Origin of the sequence: Acinetobacter genomosp. 15BJ (genome assembly GCF_000400715.1) — a bacterium.
GTDB lineage: Bacteria > Pseudomonadota > Gammaproteobacteria > Pseudomonadales > Moraxellaceae > Acinetobacter.
This window is the reverse complement of sequence record NZ_KE007347.1, coordinates 1,409,382-1,430,214: the sequence shown is the minus strand read 5'-3', so window position 1 is coordinate 1,430,214 and position 20,833 is coordinate 1,409,382. Positions and strand designations below refer to the sequence as shown.

The 20,833-nt window shown below is 42.3% G+C and carries 15 protein-coding genes; 11 read left to right on the top strand and 4 right to left on the bottom strand.

The window, feature by feature from the left end:
- The first annotated feature begins 124 nt into the window (after positions 1 to 124).
- The 4 genes from F896_RS07520 to F896_RS07535 all read left to right on the top strand — a co-directional run bounded on the left by F896_RS07520 (position 125) and on the right by F896_RS07535 (position 2,941).
- On the top strand, positions 125 to 556 hold the full coding sequence (locus F896_RS07520) for a hypothetical protein (protein WP_016164134.1): 432 nt from the start codon (positions 125 to 127) through the stop codon (positions 554 to 556).
- Entirely contained in the window at positions 534 to 722 is a 189-nt protein-coding gene (locus tag F896_RS0119945) for a hypothetical protein (protein ID WP_032882269.1), read from the top strand. The genes F896_RS07520 and F896_RS0119945 overlap by 23 nt, the downstream gene beginning before the upstream one ends.
- Positions 723 to 1,205: 483 nt before the next feature.
- Entirely contained in the window at positions 1,206 to 1,589 is a 384-nt protein-coding gene (locus tag F896_RS07530) for a hypothetical protein (RefSeq protein WP_016164132.1), read from the top strand.
- Between the two features lie 167 nt (positions 1,590 to 1,756).
- Entirely contained in the window at positions 1,757 to 2,941 is a 1,185-nt protein-coding gene (locus F896_RS07535; protein WP_016164131.1) for a porin, read from the top strand.
- A 53-nt stretch (positions 2,942 to 2,994) separates the two neighbouring features.
- On the opposite strand, the gene F896_RS07540 is transcribed toward F896_RS07535, so the two are convergent.
- Positions 2,995 to 3,828: a DMT family transporter gene (locus F896_RS07540; RefSeq protein ID WP_016164130.1), complete on the bottom strand. Its 834-nt coding sequence runs from the start codon at positions 3,826 to 3,828 to the stop codon at positions 2,995 to 2,997.
- 75 nt (positions 3,829 to 3,903) lie between these two features.
- Positions 3,904 to 4,884: a LysR family transcriptional regulator gene (locus F896_RS07545; protein WP_009509203.1), complete on the bottom strand. Its 981-nt coding sequence runs from the start codon at positions 4,882 to 4,884 to the stop codon at positions 3,904 to 3,906.
- A 100-nt stretch (positions 4,885 to 4,984) separates the two neighbouring features.
- On the opposite strand from F896_RS07545, the gene F896_RS07550 reads away from it, so the two are divergent.
- From F896_RS07550 to cntB, 6 genes are all read left to right on the top strand, one after another.
- Entirely contained in the window at positions 4,985 to 6,097 is a 1,113-nt protein-coding gene (locus F896_RS07550; RefSeq protein WP_016164129.1) for a tartrate dehydrogenase, read from the top strand.
- A 39-nt stretch (positions 6,098 to 6,136) separates the two neighbouring features.
- Positions 6,137 to 7,792: a BCCT family transporter gene (locus tag F896_RS07555; RefSeq protein ID WP_171069689.1), complete on the top strand. Its 1,656-nt coding sequence runs from the start codon at positions 6,137 to 6,139 to the stop codon at positions 7,790 to 7,792.
- Positions 7,789 to 8,742 (top strand): alpha/beta hydrolase, encoded by a 954-nt coding sequence (locus F896_RS07560; protein WP_016164127.1) that lies wholly within the window; start codon positions 7,789 to 7,791, stop codon positions 8,740 to 8,742. Before F896_RS07555 ends, F896_RS07560 begins: the two co-directional genes overlap by 4 nt.
- Positions 8,743 to 8,806: 64 nt before the next feature.
- Positions 8,807 to 9,922 carry a carnitine monooxygenase subunit alpha gene (cntA, locus tag F896_RS07565; protein WP_016164126.1) on the top strand — a complete coding sequence of 372 codons (1,116 nt, stop codon included), beginning with the start codon at positions 8,807 to 8,809 and terminating at the stop codon, positions 9,920 to 9,922.
- 75 nt (positions 9,923 to 9,997) lie between these two features.
- Positions 9,998 to 11,449, top strand: coding sequence for an NAD-dependent succinate-semialdehyde dehydrogenase (locus tag F896_RS07570; protein WP_016164125.1), 1,452 nt, complete (start codon positions 9,998 to 10,000; stop codon positions 11,447 to 11,449).
- A 104-nt stretch (positions 11,450 to 11,553) separates the two neighbouring features.
- On the top strand, positions 11,554 to 12,510 hold the full coding sequence (cntB, locus tag F896_RS07575) for a carnitine monooxygenase, reductase subunit CntB (protein WP_016164124.1): 957 nt from the start codon (positions 11,554 to 11,556) through the stop codon (positions 12,508 to 12,510).
- Between the two features lie 75 nt (positions 12,511 to 12,585).
- Here cntB and F896_RS07580 read toward each other — a convergent pair whose 3' ends face one another.
- Positions 12,586 to 14,187: a bifunctional aspartate transaminase/aspartate 4-decarboxylase gene (locus tag F896_RS07580; protein ID WP_016164123.1), complete on the bottom strand. Its 1,602-nt coding sequence runs from the start codon at positions 14,185 to 14,187 to the stop codon at positions 12,586 to 12,588.
- 50 nt (positions 14,188 to 14,237) lie between these two features.
- Entirely contained in the window at positions 14,238 to 15,923 is a 1,686-nt protein-coding gene (gene aspT / locus F896_RS07585) for an aspartate-alanine antiporter (protein ID WP_016164122.1), read from the bottom strand.
- 528 nt (positions 15,924 to 16,451) lie between these two features.
- Between aspT and F896_RS21040 the strand changes: the two genes are divergently transcribed.
- A partial coding sequence (locus tag F896_RS21040; RefSeq protein WP_016164121.1) for an ESPR-type extended signal peptide-containing protein occupies positions 16,452 to 20,833 on the top strand: 4,382 nt, incomplete at its 3' end.

Genomic DNA, 20,833 nt, shown 5'->3' with positions numbered 1-20,833 from the left:
GCAATTGGATATACAGTGTCGTTACTGTTGCCTGGGAAATAACCTCCGTTGTAGTGGGGCGAAAATATGGGAGAGATTATAGGAACTGGTGCTGATCGTAGTATAGAATGGATGACCCAATAAAATGTTAGAAAAGTATTTTGAAATAGCTTTTGCAATTATTAGTTCTATATGGATATCTTATTCTTTAATATCTAGTTTCAAAAGTTATGCATATGTTAAAAAGAATCTTAGTTCTATCTCCAGTTTACTCTTTGATAATCCCAAATACTTTAAAAAGTTAGATTTGACTAGCTTTTTTTTAATAGAAACAACGACAGGAATGGTTGCAGCTGCTAGATTCAGAGAGCTAAAAGTTCTAAAAAGAGATACCGTTTTTTCTAGAGGCCCCTTTCCATTAGCACCTAATATGAATGATAAAAATCTTAACCTATTATTACTCAACCATGGAGAATGGTATAAATCGGTTGTAAAAAATTTAATTTTCTCAGCTTTTTGTTTATCAATATTAGCAATAATACTATTTTTCCTAAGTGAAAATATTACTCAGAGCTAAAGGGCTTACTGGAGGTGAAATTTTAAGCAAGCGTCTAGTTGGATTTTTAGCTATTACGCCTCATGCTAAAGTTGGACAGGTAATTATGACAGTAGCAGGATTAGGTGGTGAGGCTGGGGCAAATATTGCTGAATATTCATATGATAAAATTAAGAGTATTTTTTAATGAGTGTAAAAGACTATTTAGTCATTGGATTTATCCTTTGCCTTATCCTTTTTGGAGTTTTTCATCAACTAGCTTCAAGAATAATTGTTAAATCTTCAGACCTTAGGAAGAGTTTGTATGGATTTGATTCGTTTGAAAATAAGTCAGTGAGTATACCTAATATTCAGGCTATTATGTCTGTCATTACTGTGACTAATATTCAATATTTTTTATATGCAAAAAAAATCCTGAATATATTTTTTTAAAAGAAGAAAACATCCACTCTTCCCTGCATTGGATACAAAGTCTGCAATTTATATAGTGAAAAATTATAGAAAACTTAATTTGTATATTATTTTTCAAGGTGTTTTTGGTGTTTTGTTTCTACTTTTTGGAATTGTTTTTGTTGTTTTTAAATAAAGTAGTTTTTCTTTTGTTTGTGCTGTATTTGATATTGTCTTTAAATGGTGTTTTTATGAATGCTAATGAGTCCTCGGGTGTGATATGCATGTTAAAGACTTGTTAGTGATTTATTTATTATTGTCGGTTGTGTTGTGGGCTATTTTTCACCAATTAGCTGCAAGGTATGTGAATCGTAATGAATCTTTAAAAAGTATATTTTATGGTAACTTGTATAAAAACAAATCAATGGATGTCGTTAATATTGAGGCAGTAATTTTAGGTGTTACTTTTATTAATATAATTTTCTTTATTTCAGAAAAAAGCTCAGAAAACTTTTTCAAAAAAAGAAAACTATTCTATGGCTTGGATTTGGACTCTGCTATGAGTGTAGTAGAGCAGCATAAAAAGTTATGGTTTTATATTAAGTTATCTGTTTTTTTTGGTTTTGTAGTAGTTATAAGCTCCGTTATGCTCTTTTGGCTGTAATTCAATTATTGTTGATTTTATCTATCTACAAAGGTTATTCCATACTTGTCTGAACTTAATCCTGTTCCATTAAACACACTCCGTAAAGACCAACTTTATAGTTTAAGCGTTGTTTGTCAGCGTGAATTTCTTCATTTTCTTATGAGGTTAAACAAGGACGTACAACAATGAAAAAAGCAATGCTTCTCTTGGGTTCAATGGGTGTCTTGGCAAATACGCCAGTCTGGGCTGCCGATTTCAGTATCGGTGACCCGAAAACCCAAGCGGGTGAACTGAAACTGACGGGCGCCATCCGTACCCGCTATATCCATAAAGACTATATTGTCGAAGCCAATGAAGGTTCCAAAAATGATGACTGGCGTCTGGCTGATATCAAAGCGGTACTCAGTTATGAAAACCCAGACTGGATTGCATCAATGGATGTACGTTGCTACCAGTATGACCGCTTATGTGATGCACTATTTTTAAAAGATGCTTGGGCAGGCTATAAGTTTTCAGATCAGCAACGACTGACAGTCGGTTTTCAATCGGTTGATTTCGGTTTTGGACGACTCTGGGGCAATAGTTATTATGAAACTTTGCTGAATACCGTTGGACTGGAAGACATTCAAAACCTTGGGGTGAAGTACCAGTTTAAGGACAGTCTGTATAACTTCATTCTTGGTTTTTACCCAACCGATGGCGGCAATTACAAAGGTACATCCAAGGATTCCAGTCGCTATAGCGGTAACTTTGTGCGGGCAGATGATTTGACTCAAGGCACCGATATTGATGAAAAGAATATGTGGGTGACGCGCTTATCCCGAAAATTTGAGCTAGATCAATCCCAGAATTTCTCCACGGAAATTGGAGGTTCTTACTGGTACTCAGAACTGGAAAATAATCGCACCAATAAAGATGGGCATCGTAGTACATGGAGCATTTTTAGCACCACCAATTATCAGGCATGGCAATGGTTGTTCTTGGCAGGAGAGCAGGATATTAAAAATGCAGATGATCTTTTGCCAAAAAGTTCGACCATTGGCGCATTTGATTATCCCTATCAAGTGGCGAACAAAGGCAAATATATGGCCAATGAAATTAACTACACCTTTGCCAAGCCTTTCCATCAGTTAGAAAATATTAAACCTTATGTGTCGTATAGCCGTTTTTATAAAGATGAATCAGGCTATCAAGATTCGGATCGCTTAATTGCAGGCTTATATTTTAACTATAAAAAAGTCGGCATACAGGGCGAATATATCTGGAGCCGCAATGACCCAATGACGGGCAGTGGCGCAGATGGATTGGCGCAAGGTGACAGCAATCAATGGAATAAATTGTTCTATTTATCGCTAGGTTATTACTTCTAAATTCGGCGTTGAAAATGAGCCAGTCTGTTTTGCGATAGACTGGCTTTTTTGCTTTAGGCGGTTCTTAAGATCAGTGCCCCGATTAAAATGATGCATGAGGAGATAATCCGTACCGCATTGATACGTTCTTTTAGAATAAAGATCGAAATCAGCGTAGCAAATAAAATCGAGGTTTCCCTTAGTGCGGCAACAATCGCGACAGGTGCAAGCGTCATTGCCCACAGTGCCAAGCCATAAGAGAAAAAAGAACCGATTCCACCAATTAAACCTAAATGCCAATTATTTCGAAAATACTCACCCATCTGACGATATTGCATTTTCAGGGCAAATATAAAAAAGATCAGTCCTGAGAGTACGAAACTCCATAGGATATAGGCAATGGCTGATCCTGCAAGACGAACGCCATGACCATCCAGCAAGGTATAACCTGCAATCAAGACGGCATTGAGTAATGCCAGACCAATGCCTTTGCGTCCTGTTTTGGGCGCAGCCAAAATCATCGATAAAATGCCGACGGAAATAGTGATGATCCCTAGCCATGTATTGAATTGTAGTTGTTCGTGCAATAACAAGGTGCCTAAAACGGCCACAATCAATGGTGCAGTGTCGCGCATTAGCGGGTAGGTCAGTCCCATATCGGCGATGCGATAGATCTTAGCCACCATGCCAAAATACAGAATTTGTATTGCCGTTGAGGCCAAAATATAAGGCCAGCTCTCGCGTTGCGGTATCGGGAAAAAGGACAGCAGTAGTGCGGCTAAAACTGCTGCGGATGCAGTGACCAGTACCGTGGTTAAAAACTTATTTGTACCCGCTTTTACAATGGCATTCCATGTGGCATGACATGTCGCTGCAAGTAAAATAAGGCCAAATATTGCCGTGCTCATAAGCTGCCTGTTAATTCATGATCTTGCTAATGTGCATGATGTGGATGAAAAAATAAAGCAGGCAGCTTAGCGCGATTATAGAAATACTTTCTCGGTATTTGGATTGATCGGCTCAATCGGTTGGATCAACTGGCCACGGCTTAGGTTCTGGATATGCTGTAAACGGTTGATCAGTTCATTTTGAATAAACAGAATACAGGTCTGTAGTTTAGATGAGCTTTTTAAACGTGAAGGATAGACCGCCCAAACATCGGCATCTTGCCAGTACTCAGGCAAGATATGCTGTAACTGACCGCTAATTAATTCATCTGCGACGTCCCAAATCGAACGTAAGATAATGCCATGTCCCTCGATTGCCAATTGATGAATAATTTCGCCATTATTGGAAATAAAACGGGGTGTGACATGTACCGACCGATCTTCCGAAGGATGACGTAATTTCCACAATACTGAAGATTGATCTCGTTCACTGATGGTGAGGCAATCGTGGTTGCGTAAATCTTCCAGACTTTCAGGCATGCCTTGTTGCAACAAATAGCTGGGCGCAGCGCAGAAAATCCTGAAATTCGATACCAGTTTTTTGGCAATCATATTCGGGGCAATGTCATTGCCAATGCGAATATCCAGATCAATGCTGTGTTGAATCAGATCTTTGGTGTTGTCGATGGTATCAAACTGAATTTCCAGTTTAGGGTACATGGTCATCAATTTAGACAGGATTGGCGCAACATGTTTACGGCCAAAACCGAAGCTGCTGACAATGTCTAGATGACCCGTGGGCGTGCTTAAGGGGTTATTCACTAGCTCACTGATTTCATCAAATTCATCCAGAATATTGGAGACCCGATCCAGAATCAGTTTGCCATCTTCGGTCAAACTGACATGACGGGTACTGCGATGGAACAGTTTACAGTTCAGATTGGTTTCTAAAATGTTGATGCGTTTACTGATAAATGCAGGTGAAGCACCCAGCTCCTCAGCTGAATCGACAAAACTCTTGCGTTTGGCGACTGTGCAAAAAACCTTTAAATCCGATAGGTTAGGTAGATTATTCACGATCCGTGTCCATTGGGGTGATAGTTTTCTTATTGATCATTGCTGCCGAAAACAGCATGTTTACAGCTAAGGATATTAACCAAAGGTGTAAGGGAGCGTTATGGCAAAAAAGTATAAAGTTGCCACGATTGCGGGTGATGGGATTGGTTTAGAAGTTCTACCAGAAGGCATCAAGGTTGTAAAGGCAGCAGCAGACAAATATGGCATTCAAGTTCAAATGGATAGCTTTGATTGGGCCAGCTGTGATTATTACCTTGAACACGGCAAAATGATGCCAGATAACTGGTTTGAGATCCTGCAGGAATATGATGCAATCTTCTTTGGTGCGGTGGGTTGGCCTGAAAAGGTACCTGATCACATTTCACTATGGGGATCATTACTCCAGTTTCGTCGTCGTTTTGATCAGTATGTGAATTTACGCCCTGTTCGGTTAATGCCTGGAGTGAAATGTCCGCTTGCTGGCAAACAACCGGGCGATATCGATTTTTATGTGGTGCGTGAAAACAGTGAAGGTGAATATTCTGCCATTGGTGGTAAAGCCTTTGAAGGCACCGATCGTGAGTTTGTGTTGCAGGAAGCGGTATTTACCCGTCATGGGGTCGATCGCATCTTAAAATATGCCTTTGAATTTGCGGACCAGCGTGAGGCTAAAAAAATCACAGCTGCGACTAAATCCAATGGCATTGCCGTCAGCATGCCGTACTGGGATGAACGTGTCGATGAAATGGCAAAACACTACCCACAGATCAAGGCAGATAAACAGCATGTCGATATTTTAGCAGCACGTTTTGTTCTACAGCCTGAGCGCTTTGATGTGGTGGTGGCATCGAATTTATTTGGTGACATATTGTCGGATTTAGGACCTGCATGTACGGGCACCATTGGTTTGGCAGCTTCGGCCAACCTTAACCCTGAACGTAAATTCCCGTCATTGTTTGAGCCTGTACATGGTTCAGCACCCGATATTTACGGTCAGCAAATTGCCAACCCAATTGCGGCGATCTGGTCGGGTGCCATGATGCTGGATTTCTTGGCAGATGGAGATGAGCAGGTGATTCAGGCAGGACAGGAAATTATGCAGGCGATTGAGCATGTGTTGGTGCATGGCCCGAAAACGCCTGATGTTGGTGGAACTGCCAAGACTTATGAAGTAGGTGATGCGATTGCATCCTGTGTGACTCAGCAAAAAATGGATTTATTCGCGATGGAGTAAGTACCCCTGAGGGAATAGTCACTATCCGAGATGGATTGAATAGATATGGATAATCAAATTACAAAGCCTTATACAGATAAGACGCTTGCGATCACCAGTCTTGCCGTTGTATTTACATCGGTGGCTGGTCTGGCAATCTACTCATCTGAATCAATACAACTGGCTGCAAAATGGATGCAGTGGACCACGTCGGTGTTTACCACGCCAGTCCTGTTATTTGCTTTTTTATCAATTATTTTTACCTTCGGTTTGGCCTTTAGTAAATACGGCAAAATCAAGCTTGGTGAGGGGAAGCCCCAATACAGCACCATGTCATGGATTTTCATGTTCATTTTGTCTGGGATTGGTTCTTCAACCTTGTACTGGGGCTTTTTAGACTGGGCCTATTATTACCAGACCCCAGGTTTAAATTTAGCTCCTGAATCGGCTGAAGCACTGAAATACAGTGTGGCCTATTCCTTCTTTCACTCTGGTTTGAGTGCATGGTCGATTTATGCTTTAGCATCGATTTCACTGTGCTACAGCTACCATGTCAGAAAGAATAAAGGCCTAAGTCTGGCGTCAATGGTGGAAGCGGTCACTGGTTTTAAAGCAACGGGGCCAGTTGGACGTGTGGTCGACTTGATGTTTTTGCTGTGTATGTTTGGTGCCTTGACCATTTCACTGGTACTGACTGCGGTGACTTTTACTAACATTCTGTCGCAACTCACGGGTATTCCGAATACCTTCATGACCAAAGTCATCATCATCTTGGCGGTGTCGGTGTTATTCGCCCTCAGCTCCTATGTCGGTATGGATAAAGGCATGCAGCGTTTGAGTCATATGGTGTGCTTAGGTGTGGTGCTGTTTGCGATCTATGTGCTGTGCTTTGGGCCAACCCAATTCATTATGAACAACTCATTGATGAGTTTTGGCCTGATGGCGACTAACTTTGTCGATATGAGCTTATTTACCGATCCGATGGGCGATGGAAAGTTCACCCGTGAATGGACCGTATTCTATTGGTTATGGTGGATTTCTTATGCACCGGGCGTGGCGTTGTTTGTAACCCGTGTTTCCAAGGGGCGCACCATTAAAGAAGTGATTCTTGCCATGGTCATCGGCGGTAGCGTTGGTTTATGGTTCATCTTTGGGGTGTTTGAAAATTACAGTGTCTATAGCTTTATTCATGGCATGGTCAATGTTCCGCAAATCTTGAGTCAGCAAGGTGGTGAAGTCGCGATTGGTCAACTGTTGGGTTTATTGCCAGCAGGCAAGCTGATGATGTGGTTGTTCCTTGGCATTATGGTGATTTTCCTTGCAGCACATATGGATGCAGTGGGCTATGCAGTTTCTGCAACTTGTACCCGTGGTTTAGGTGAAGGGCAAGATCCATCTCCAAATGCGCGCTTGTTTTGGTGTCTGATGTTAACACTGGTACCGATTGCGATGATTTTCTCTAAGGCACCTTTAGACACCATGAAAACCGCCACCATTGTGACTGCCTTACCGTTTATTGTGATTATTCTGGTACAGACCTATGGTTTGGTGAAATGGTTGATTGAAGATTATTCCAAAGTGCCATCGCATTTGATTGAACAGCGCAGCTTTAGTGACTTGGAAGCGCTTGAGCATACTGACCCAAATCAACAGATGCAGATTGATATTGCGGCAACAGCACTGGCACATAAAAGTAGTCAAAAGGAATTGTCATGACAGCACAACCGAACACGCACTATGAGTTAAGCGAAGAAATGCAAAGTCTGGTGTACTGGAGCAGCATTTATTCAGCAGCGGATAACGATATTGATTCAATTCGTGCAGCCTATGATGCCATGTGCCTGCACTATACCTTGCCACGCGATGGAACGGTGAAGATTGAAGATAAAACCGTTGCGCATGCCACTCATCCCGTCAATGTTCGGTTGTATTCACCATTGGGCCAAGCACCCACGGAAGGTTGGCCTTGCGTGCTGTTTATCCATGGTGGGGGCTGGATGCTGGGCAATCTGGATTCACATGAATTTATCACTCGCTATTTATGTCGTGATTTAAATGTTGCGGTACTGAGTGTGGATTATCGTTTGGTGCCAGAACATCATTTTCCAGCTGCTTATGAAGATTGTGAAACAGTCTATCACTGGCTACGTGAGCATGGTGCAGACTGGAATATTGATCCAACACAACTGGTGTTAGCAGGAGACAGTGCGGGTGGCAATTTAGCCGCGGCACTGGCGGTTCAATTACAACATACAGGTACGCAGGCATGTGGTCTGGCTTTGATCTATCCATGTTTGGGCAGCAGTTTTGCTACTGCATCTTGCCAGCAGCATGCACATGCGCCGTTACTGACGCTAGAGGAAATGCATTATTACCTGAAGGAATATGCACCGAATGCAAGCGACTGGCAGGACACTCGATTAGCGCCACTGTTGGCAGAAGATTTCAGTGATATGCCACGCAGCTTTGTTGCGGTTGCGGAATACGATCCGCTGTGTGATGACGGACATATTCTTGCCGACAAGTTAAAGCAGGCCAATATTGCCGCCGAGTTTTATCTCGGCAAAGGATTACTACATGGCAGTTTACGTTTAGTACGGGATTGTCCTGTGGTGCAGGATTTATATCAGCATCTGCTGAGTTCGTTAAAGCAAATGTTCAAGTGATTTGAACATCAGCCAATTTTGATAAAACGGTCGTTAGGACAAAAGAGTTTAATGGAGTAAAACCATGAATGCAGTTGAAAAATTACCAGAAGATTTCTGTTCAAACCCAAATGTGGCATGGACATTTCCAAAAGTGTTCTATACCTCATCTCAGGTGTTTGAGCGCGAAAAAGAAGAAATTTTTGCGAAAAGCTGGATTTGCGTAGCACATGGCAGTGAAGTTGCCCAAGCCAATGACTATATTACCCGTAAGGTGATTGGTGAAAATATTATCGTGATTCGCGGCAAAGACAGCGTATTACGTGCCTTTTATAATGTCTGCCCGCATCGTGGTCATGAGCTGTTAAGCGGCAACGGTAAAGCCAAAAATGTCATTACCTGTCCGTATCATGCATGGACATTCAAGCTGGATGGTAGTTTGGCTCTGGCACGTAATTGTGATCATGTGGAGTCTTTTGACAAGCAAAACTCCAGCATGGTGCCGTTAAAAGTTGAGGAATACGGTGGTTTTGTCTTTATCAATATGGATGAAAATGCCACCTGTGTTGAAGATCAGTTGCCTGAATTTGCACAAAAATTGAATGAAGCTTGTGCGGTAATTAAAGACTTGAAACTGGCGGCACGTTTCGTAACGGAAACACCTGCGAACTGGAAAGTGATCGTAGATAACTATTTAGAGTGTTACCACTGTGGCCCAGCGCATCCGGGCTTTGCTGATTCAGTACAGGTGGATAAATACTGGCACACCACGCATCAAAACTGGACGCTGCAATATGGTTATGCACGTTCTTCAGAAAAATCATTCAAGCTTGATCCATCGGTGAAAGACCCAACATTTAGTGGTTTCTGGACTTGGCCATGCACCATGTTTAATGTACCGCCGGGTGCAAATTTCATGACCGTGATCTATGAGTTTCCGATGGATGCGGAAACTACTTTGCAGCACTATGACATTTTCTTTACCAACGAAGAACTGACCCAAGATCAGAAAGACTTAATTGAATGGTATCGCAATGTCTTCCGTCCTGAAGACCTTGAATTGGTTGAAAGCGTACAACGTGGTTTAAAATCACGGGGTTATCGTGGTCAAGGTCGTATCATGACCGACAAGCAACGTTCAGGAATCAGTGAACACGGTATTGCTTATTTCCAGAATCTTGTTGCGCAATACCACAAATAATTTTGTCTCAAGCATCAGATAATTTAAGGTGCGGTGATCAGGCCGTACCTTGCTTTCAATCGATAGGAATATGACATGTCAAGTTTGCAAGCAAGTCCGTTATTTCAACAACGCGGATTGATCAATGGTCAATGGGTGAGTGCACAATCCGATGCCACCATTGCTGTGACCAACCCTGCCACAGGTGAAGAAATTGGCGTCATTCCAAATATGGGTGCAGCAGAAGCCACCGAAGCAGTCGAAGTGGCGTATCAGGCTTTAGCTGCATGGAAAGGATTAACGGCACAAAAACGTGCAGATCTGTTATTGGCTTGGTATCAACTGGTTTTAGCGCATGCCGATGATTTGGCTCGAATGATGACCATTGAACAGGGCAAGCCCGTAGCTGAGGCTTTGGGTGAAGTGAAATATGCGGCCTCATTTATCCAATGGTTTGCTGAAGAAGGCAAGCGCGTTTATGGCGATGTCATTCCAACTACCAATAGCCAGCAGCGTTTTATTATCACCAAAGAACCTGTGGGTGTGGTTGCAGCAATTACGCCGTGGAATTTCCCGATTGCGATGATTACCCGTAAAGCAGCACCTGCTTTGGCGGCAGGCTGTACCATCGTAATTAAGCCTGCCAATGAAACCCCGTATTGCGCACTTGCGCTTGCCAAACTGGCAGAAATGGCTGGCATTCCAGCGGGCGTCATTAATGTTGTCACTGGCAAATCACAAGACATTGGTTCGGTCTTTAGCAGCCATGAAAAAGTCAAAAAATTGACCTTTACCGGTTCTACACCTGTCGGTCGTTTATTGATGCAACAATGTTCAGGCACTATTAAAAAGTTGGCGTTGGAACTCGGTGGCAATGCACCACTGATCGTGTTTGATGATGCAGATTTGGATAAAGCGGTACAAGGCGCAATCTTTGCCAAGTTCCGTAATGCAGGTCAAACCTGTGTTTGTGCCAATCGAATCTACGTTCACGATAAGATTTATCAGGCATTTACCGAGAAATTTGTGCAAGAGGTACAGAAATTCAAAATCGGCAATGGTTTGGAATCGAATGTGCAGATTGGGCCGTTAATCAATGACAAAGCGGTGTTGAAAGCAAAACAGTTGATTGATGATGCCTGTGGTAAAGGTGCACAAGTGGCGTGTGGCGGTCAGCAGCATTCATTGGGTCAGACTTTCTTTGAACCGACGGTGTTAACCGATGTTTCGCGTGATATGGACATTGTTCAGGAAGAGATTTTTGGGCCTGTGGCACCGTTAATTCGCTTTACTGAGGAAGCCGATGTGGTGGCGCAAGCCAACGATACCATTTTTGGTTTAGCGGCTTATGTGTATAGCGAAAATATTTCACGGATTTGGCGTGTCGCTGAACAGTTGGAATATGGCATGGTCGGAATGAACTCAACTGCTATTTCCAATGAAGTGGTGCCATTTGGTGGTGTGAAACAATCAGGTGTTGGTCGTGAAGGTTCTAAATATGGCTTGGAAGAGTTCATGACCATTAAATATATGTGTTTAGGAATCTAGGGACACTATTGGTTGGGTTGCCAGAATGGGCGACCCAACAGGCAATATGCGCTTAAAATTAGAAAATGCTTAGATGAGCAGCATGCGGTAAAGAGGATTTAGACATGGCTAGTCATTATGAAATGTTTGCATCAGTGGTCACACGTGTAGAGCAACTGACTCCACTGATCAAACGGTTTACATTTAAACGTCAGGACGGACAAAATTTCCCTCAATTCAATGGTGGTAGTCATATCATTGTGAAAATGAATGACCAGCTATCCAATGCCTATTCACTGATGAGTTGTGCTCAAGATCTTTCGACTTACCAAGTGTGTGTCCGTAAAGATATTGAAGGTAAAGGTGGTTCAGTCTATATGCATGATCAGTGCAATGAAGGCTGTGAGATTCTGATTTCTGAACCGAAGAATTTGTTTCCCTTAGCGGCAGATGGTGAGAAACACATTCTGATTGCCGGCGGTATTGGTATTACGCCATTTGTGCCGCAAATGGATGAGTTGGCTGCGCGTGGTGCCGACTATGAGTTGCATTATGCCTATCGTTCGCCAGAACATGCCGCGCTATTAGAAGAGCTCAAACTAAAGCATGGCGAACATATTTTTAGCTATATCGATTCGGATGGTAAATGTTTGGATTTGGATCAGTTGATTGGTGCCCAACCGAAAGGCACGCATGTCTATATATGTGGCCCTAAGCCAATGATTGATGCGGTGATCGATCGTTGTAATTACCATCGTTACCGCGATGAATATATTCACTGGGAACAATTTGCATCAACGGTACCAGAAGAGGGGGAAGCCTTTACGGTAGTGCTGGCAAAATCCAATCAGCAAGTGGAAGTTCAAGGCAATCAAACCATTTTACAAGCGATTGAACTCCTCAATATTGATGTGGAATGTTTATGCCGTGAAGGGGTCTGTGGGACCTGCGAAACTACAATTCTTGAAGGTGAAGCTGAGCATTTTGATCAGTACTTGAGTGATGATGAAAAAGCCTCACAGCAATCGATGATGATTTGTGTGTCGCGTGCCAAAGGCAAAAAACTGGTACTCGATCTTTAGTTTTAAGCGTTGAGTTTTAAAGTATAAAAAGCAGCCTAAGCTGCTTTTTTATTGATCATGAATATTGATTCAGGTTTATTTTTTGCCTTTCTTGGTTTTTAGATATTCTTGATAGGATTCTTCGGCAAAGCGTCTTAAGGAATCCCCAATTGCGGCATATTGGTATTCATTCAGATTGGCCAATGAAGCACGGGCAGACGGATGCTGCACCCCAAAGCCAGAACCGGGTAACAGCACTACACCCGTTTCATCAGCGACGCGGAATAATAATTCGGTTGGGTTCTTATTTTTCATCACCCAATCTGCAAAATCATCTCCATATAGTGTTCTGGAAGTATTTTCCAAATTCACCAAGGTATAGTAATCGACTGAATTTGGATCGACAGGCACATCAACCCCTAATTGGCGATATAGTGCAGCATCACGTTCGCGCACTACAGATTTAACTGCCTTTTTATAGTTCTGTTGCGAATCCATCATATTGAACAGGGCAAACAGTACCATTTGTACTTGTTGTGGAGTAGATAGACCCGCCGTGTGATTCAGGGCAACATTGCGGCTATCTGCGACCAGACGATCAATAAATTTAATCTTGGCTGGATCGGTGGTTAAAGAGGAATAGCGTTCTTCCAGTTCCTTCTTGTCTTTTTTCGAGAGTGCCGCCAATTTTTGATCCAGAATATTATTGTTGGAGAGGGCAATCACCCCAAGTCTCCAACCCGTTGCCCCAAAATATTTCGAGAATGAATACACCAAGATGGTATTGTCTGGACAAATCGCAAATAGTGATTTGAAGTTGTCTGCAAAAGTACCGTACACATCATCCGTTAAAATAATCAGGTCAGGTCGTTTTTTAACGATATCAGCCAATATCGCCAAACCTTCATCACTCAGTTTTACTGAAGGTGGGTTACTTGGATTCACAAGGAAGAAGGCTTTAATCGATGGGTCTTCCAGTTTCCGCAATTCAGATTCAGGGTATTGCCAACCGAGTTTTGGATCTGCCTCGATCAAGACTTCTTCAAGTTGATAGTCATTCAGTTTTGGGATTTCTAAATACGGAGTGAAAATGGGTGCACCAATCGCGATACGGTCTCCATTGGCAATAATTTTATTCTCTTTTAAGGAGTTAAAAATATAGGCCATTGCTGCGGTTCCACCTTCGACAGCAAATAAGTCTAAACCTTCTTTAGGCATGCCTTGGACGCCCATTTCACGCAATATATATTCTTTGATGATGGACTCGCTAATGCGTAGCATGCGATCTGGAACAGGGTAGTTACAACCTAAAATTCCCTCAACCATTTCTAGTAAAAAAGCATCTGGATCTAAACCAAGCTGATCTCGGACATAGGAAATGGCTTTGCCTAAAAATACCACGCCAGGTTTATCCCGATTGTGCATAATGAAGTTATCGAAGCGAGATTGCAGACCAACTGGGCGAGGGAAGCCGCCTAAGCCTTCTGGCATATAAGAGAACGAAAACTCTGATTCGGTGGTTGAAAATAGCCCCAATTGGAAGAATGCTCGACGTGGAATCGTGGCTAAAAAGTTTGGATTTCCGCGCCCTGCATTTAGCATCATCCTGTCTGTTTTACTTTGGGCAAGTTCGATTAAATTGTCTTTTAGTTCGAATGGGCTAAGTTTTGAGTATTTTGAGTAATCAACGTTCCCCATGGGAAGTCTCCTTAATTATAGTGACGGCAATAAAATTTTGAATATGGATGTTAAGCAAGACCAACAATCAGTGGGCCAAGCAGAGTTAAGAATACGTTTGCCAAGGCATAGGTAATTGCGAAAGGCACGGTCGGAATCGAGTTTCCAGCTTTATCTAAAATTGCACCAAAGGCTGGGTTGGCACTACGGGAACCCGATAATGCACCTGCCATAACCGCAACGTTGTCATAACGCAGCACATAACGAGCGAAAAGCATGGATAGAATCAGTGGAACCAGTGTGACCACGACACCAATCATAAATAGTGAAAGACCACTGTCTTTAATGGTTTGGATGGCTTGTAAACCAGATTGCAAGCCAACCGCAGCAACGAATCCTGCAAGCCCCAAATCTTTCAGTAGCTGTGATGCAGCTAAAGGCATGTTGCCATGGACTTGATTACGGCTGCGCAACCAACCAAACAGAAGGCCAGACAGTAACGCACCACCACCTGCACCGAGTGTTAGAGGTACATCACCAATACGAACAACAAATAGACCAATCAATAAACCAACGACCAAGCCTGCGCCGTGGAAAATCCAGTCGGTCTTTAAGCTTTCTGGCAGTGCTGTACCTGCTTCTTTGACTAAACGATCAAGATCACTTTTAGTTCCATAAACCGTAATAACATCTCCTTGATGTAAAACGGTGTCATCACTCAAGCTTTGAGTTTCATCATTACGTTTAATCGCCAGTACGTAAATCCCATGCTTTAAATAAGCAGGAGTATTGCCTTTGATATCGCCGAGACTACGGTTGATATACTTGGAATTTCTTAGGATCACATCCGTCGTATCCATAATCATTTCCATGCCTTGTGAAGACTGTAGCTCAGTACCGATTTGGTCTGAAACAGCAACAACACTGGCACGACGACCGACTAGCAATATCACATCATCTGTTTGTAAAGTCAGTTCTGGTGCAACATCAATTAATTGATCTTTACGCTTTAAACGTTCTATGGTGATGCTACTTTGCTTGGCTTCAAGTTCTGCAACAGTTTGCCCATTAGCTTGTTTAACTTTATAAATGCGTCCGACAATTTCAGGCATTGCCAGTTCTTGGCCAGGCGCTAGTTCAAAAGCACCTTTAAGGCGTTCGGATTGTGCTTTCAAAGCATCATCATGAATTTCTTTGCCCATAAACTTAGGGAGAATATTCACACAGACGATAATCGCACCCAATGAACCGAAAATATAAGTCACTGCATATCCGATTGCGACATTGGCCTGTAGTTTTTGAATCTCAGCTAAGGGGAGGTCGAGACGGGAAATCGCGTCACCTGCAGTCCCAATAATTGCAGATTGGGTCATGCCTCCAGCGGCCAATCCAGCTGCTAATCCTTTATCTAAATGGAATAACTTCGCCATGACCAACACGGTAATTAAACCACTAACTGCCATGAACACTGCTAAGAGGATTTCTTTTATCGATTGTGGACCTAATGATTTAAAAAATTGCGGACCACTTTCAAAACCAACTGCATAAATGAACAATGCAAACAGAATAGCCTTGACCCCATTATCGATAGGTACACCGATTAGACTTAACACCACTGCAACAAGTAGAGAACCCGCCACGCCACCGAACTGAAATTTTCCGAATTGAAACTGACCGATCCAGAAACCTATTGCCAAGGATAAGAACAATAATATTTCTGGACTATGTTTTAATTCACCTTGTAACCATTCAATCATTTTTCGATCTCACTTTTATTATTCGATCTATCTTTAGGTTTGAAATTTATTTATTTTTCATGTTTTTAAAGATACCCCTCAGAATGGATCTGTGCAAATCTATTGATTTTATTGTGTTTTAGTATTTATTAATCTAAGTTGCTAGAAAAACTAATTTTTTTCTTAAATGAGGTTGTTTTAAAAAATATTTTAACTAAAGATAAAATAAAGTTACACAAAGAAACAGATTGAAATATGAGTGATTACTGGGATTTTGGTTGGTGTTAATAATATTAAACTAATAGTTAAATATTTATAATTAATGTTTATTGTATTGATTTTAAAAATTTAATTTTAAATTTTTAAATAGCAAATAGGTGTATTTTAAATAATAAAAAAGTAAATGTAATTTTTGTTAATTAATTTAAAAAAACAAAAGTATAAATAAAGAATTACTCTAAGTTACCAATGGTTTAATGGGTTTCTGATTATATTTTATTCAAAATAAATACTTTAAAAATATATATAAAACGACAAGGTGAAATAATCATGAATAAAGTCTATAAGCTAGTGTGGAACGCTTCAATGGGTGTTTGGGTAGCAGTCTCTGAGCTAGCTAAATCAAGAGTAAAATCAAAAACAATCAAAATTTCAGTCACAGCGGTACTCCTTAATTTTACGATGGGAGCGATGACTAGCTATGCGGATGACGTGATTCAGGGCACTAATATACAAGTCATTACAGATAACAGTGATCCGCTTAATATAAAACATACGATTTCGACCTCAGATAATGTCAGCTTTAAAAATGTCACCGTGGGGTCAGTGACGATTGATAGCACAGCTAATAAAATATCTGGGTTGAGTGATGGGGTGAGCAATGATGATGCTGCAACCTTTGGTCAACTCAAAACTGTTGATAATAAAGTCATTCAAAATAGCTCAGATATTTCATCATTAAATTCGAGTGTTTCAAAAAATGTAAATGATATTTCTCTATTAACCAACCGTGTAACGGTAAATGAAGGGGACATTGCAAACTTACAATCATCGGTTGGGGGAATATCCAACCAAACTTGGAAAATTCAAGCCAATGGCGATGCTGCTACATCGGTAAAGGCTTCTGACACCGTGCAATTTTCAGATGGTGCAAATATTGCGATTACTCGATCAGGAAATAATCTTACTGTTGCGACAAAGCCAGAGGTCAGTTTTGACAAAGTTACAGTCGATGGGGTGGTGATCGATAATGGTCAAATTACAGTAACTAAAAATGCCACTGTTGGTTCTGGATCTAAAGAAGTGGTGACGGGTGATCAACTGTATCAAGTGGAGCAAGATTTATTAAATGCAGGGATTGAGCGAGCAAAATATTTTCATGCAACTTCGGTTTTAGATGACTCTGTCGCAAATGGTACAGATTCTGTGGCGGTCGGACCAAAAGCTGTGACCAATAGTGCCGCTACAGATGCAGTGGCGATAGGTAATAATGCCATTGTTGGAACAGCAGTGGCAGGTACGGATGGAGTTGCGTCGATCGCGATTGGTAAAGACTCCAAAGCTCTTGGCAATAAAAACACGGTGATCGGACAAGCAGCGACGACTGATACGATGGAAATTACTAGTTCGATTGCGATTGGTGATGCGGCAAAGGTTAGTGGTACCAGCACCAAAAATGCCATTGCAGTGGGTTCTAACTCAGTTGCGAGTGCTGAAAATTCCAGTGCACTGGGCTCAGGTGCAGAAGCTTCTGCATCCAATGCCACTGCTATTGGTCAAGGGGCGAAAGCAGCATCTGGTTCAGCAACCGCTCTTGGGGACAGTGCAATTGCTGGCGGAGCAAATTCAACAGCGCTGGGTTCAGGTGCACAGGCAAATAGTACCAGTGCCATTTCTTTAGGGGCAAATGCAGGAGTTGGTACGGTCAATAATGCAGGAAATAGTAATCAAAACCATATTGCAATAGGTACCAGCGCTGGACAAAACATTAAGGGGAATGAAAATATTGCCATTGGATTGCAAGCCTCAAATGGAACATCTGGTAATTATAATATTGCGATTGGCTCTAAGTCGGGACAAGGCTCAACTGGCGAAGAAAATGTGAGTATCGGGTATTTGTCCAATCAGGATGCAAGTGATACTGATCATACTACAGCCATCGGCGGACGTTCGATTTCTGGTCAAGCTGCTGTTGCTGTCGGTTATTTAGCAAGTGCGGATAATCAGGGCGCAGTCGCGATTGGGTCTAATTCAAAAGTAGAAGGCATCGATGATGGTTCTGGGACGGGAACCAAGAAAAATGCAGATAATGGGGTTGTCATTGGGACGAATGCATGGGCAAAAGACAACAGTATTGCATTGGGTTCTAATTCTGTCGCTTCAAAAGAGTTAGCTGAAACACAAACAGGCTATTTGACTTCAACTAAAACCAGTAATCAGGGAGTTGTCTCAGTAGGTTCTGATGGCTCAGGAGGGGTTGCTGCATTTAACCGACGGATTGCCCATGTTGATGATGGTGCGGATGGTTATGATGCTGTGAACGTTAGACAATTAAAAATTGCCCAAGAAAAAGTGGGAAATTTAATTGGTGGCGATGTGAGTGTAGACAACAATGGGAGTTATTCACAAATTACGCTGAAAGATAATAAAGGCAATGAATTTAAATATAACACAGTGGTTGATGCCTTAGGTGCAATCTCCAGTGGCGCTGTGCTTCCAAGCGTTGACAATGCTGTGACTTATACCGATGCGACGTCAAAGCAAATTAATTTAAGACCCAATACGGTGATTAGTGGACTGGCAGCAGGCAAAGTAGGGACAGATGCAGTAAATCTAGCTCAAATGCAAGAAGCGGTTGAGGCGAGTCGAGTTAAATATATCAGCGTAAAATCAGAAGCGATTGGGAATAAAAATAATGAAGGGGCATCTGGGGTCGATGCTGTGGCAATTGGACCTGAGGCGATTGCCCAGAATAAAAACAGTACTGCAATTGGTTCGCAGGTCTATGCGCTAGGGGATAATGCAACCACGATCGGCTCAACGGGCACAATTGCATATGATGCAGCAGGTGTTGCGATTGGTCAGCATGCGATCAGCCGTGGTGAAAACAGTATTGTCATTGGTAAAGATGCGAAATCAGAGCCACAAACCAGCAATGATAAAGTAAATGATGCGATTGCTGTGGGTAGCAATGCACTGGTGACCAACAGTAAAGGGATTGCAATTGGTAAAGAAACCATCGCTCGAGGGGAAGAGAGTATTGCGCAAGGTTATGACGCTCGTGCCAGTGCAGATAGAGCGCTTGCCGTTGGGGTCAGCAGCCGTTCCTCAAGTACAGATGCGCTGGCTTTGGGTACGCAAGCATCGGCGTCTGGAACCAATGCTCTGGCGACAGGTAAACAGGCCAATGCAAATGCCCGTGATTCGATTGCAACAGGTACCCAAGCCACAAGTTATGCAAGCAATGCGATTGCGATGGGGAACAATTCAATTTCTGGGAAAGCTAATCCGACCAAAGATGAAATTGATAACAATCTCAATTCAAATACCATTGCCATTGGTACAGATAGTTTTGCCCAGATCCAAAGTGCAATTGCTTTAGGAAATACGGCTCGAGCAACTGAAGAAAATACCATTGCAGTAGGTAAAAACAGTAAAGTGGAAGCGAAAGATGCGATTGCAATTGGTTTAGATGCGCAGACGGTTGGGGCAAATGGGATTGCTTTAGGGAAACAGGCGAAAGCAGACGGGGAAAATGCGCTGGCTCAAGGTGTAGCAGCGAAAGCGTTAAATATTAATTCGATTGCACAAGGGAACAATGCACAAGCTATTGCGGATAATGCAACTGCGATTGGTGCAAATGCTTTGGCGACAGGTAGCGCAGCAATTTCACAAGGTTTCAATGCTAAAGCACTAAATACCAATACCATTGCTCAAGGTACTAATGCACAGGCAATTGCCGAAGGTGCGACTGCTTTAGGTGCAAATACAGTCGTTAATCATAACAATGCTGTTGCACTCGGTAGCGGCTCGCAATCAGCTGATTACGTACAGACAACCAGTACGGTGATTAATGGCAAGACCTATAATTTTGCTGGTACACCTACCAATTCTTCAAGCGTAAGTGTAGGCAGTGCAGGGAATGAACGTACTATCGTTAATGTCGCAGCAGGTCGAATTAGCTCAACCAGTACGGATGCGATTAATGGTAGTCAGTTGCATCAAACCAATACAGCAATTGAAGATTTAGCGAATACAGCACTGACCTTTCAAGCAGATAGCGGTGGCAATGTACAGCGTAAACTTGGAGAAACACTAAATGTCGTTGGTGGCGTAACAGATGCGAGCAAATTGACAGATAACAATATTGGTGTTGTGGCTGATGGAAATAACAAGCTCACAGTTAAATTAGCCAAAGATGTGAAAGTCGATAGTGTTAATGCAGCAGGCACATTGATCAATAGCAATGGTCTTAGCTTTGTCGATGGTAGTGGCAATGCGATCGCGAATAGCCCAAGTATTAGTAAGAACGGAATCAGTGCAGGCAATCAAAAGATCACCAATGTGGCTAAAGGTGATGTGAATGCGAGTTCGACTGATGCGGTGAATGGTAGTCAATTGCATGAAGTTGAGCAAATTGCCAATAAGGGTTGGAACCTAAGCACCAATCAGAATGCGGCAAGTAAGAGTAATGTTGCACCTGACGATACCGTGGATATTTCCAATGCGGACAGTAACCTTGTGATCAGCAACCAAGGCAATAATGTTGATATTCGTCTCGCCAATCAGGTCACGATTGGTTCAGGCACAGGCAGCAACCCTGTAACGGTGAATGGTGTGACAGGTCGAATCAATGGTTTAACCAATACCACATGGGATCCAAATACCACCTATAACAGTAAACAAGCTGCGACCGAGGAACAATTAAAGTC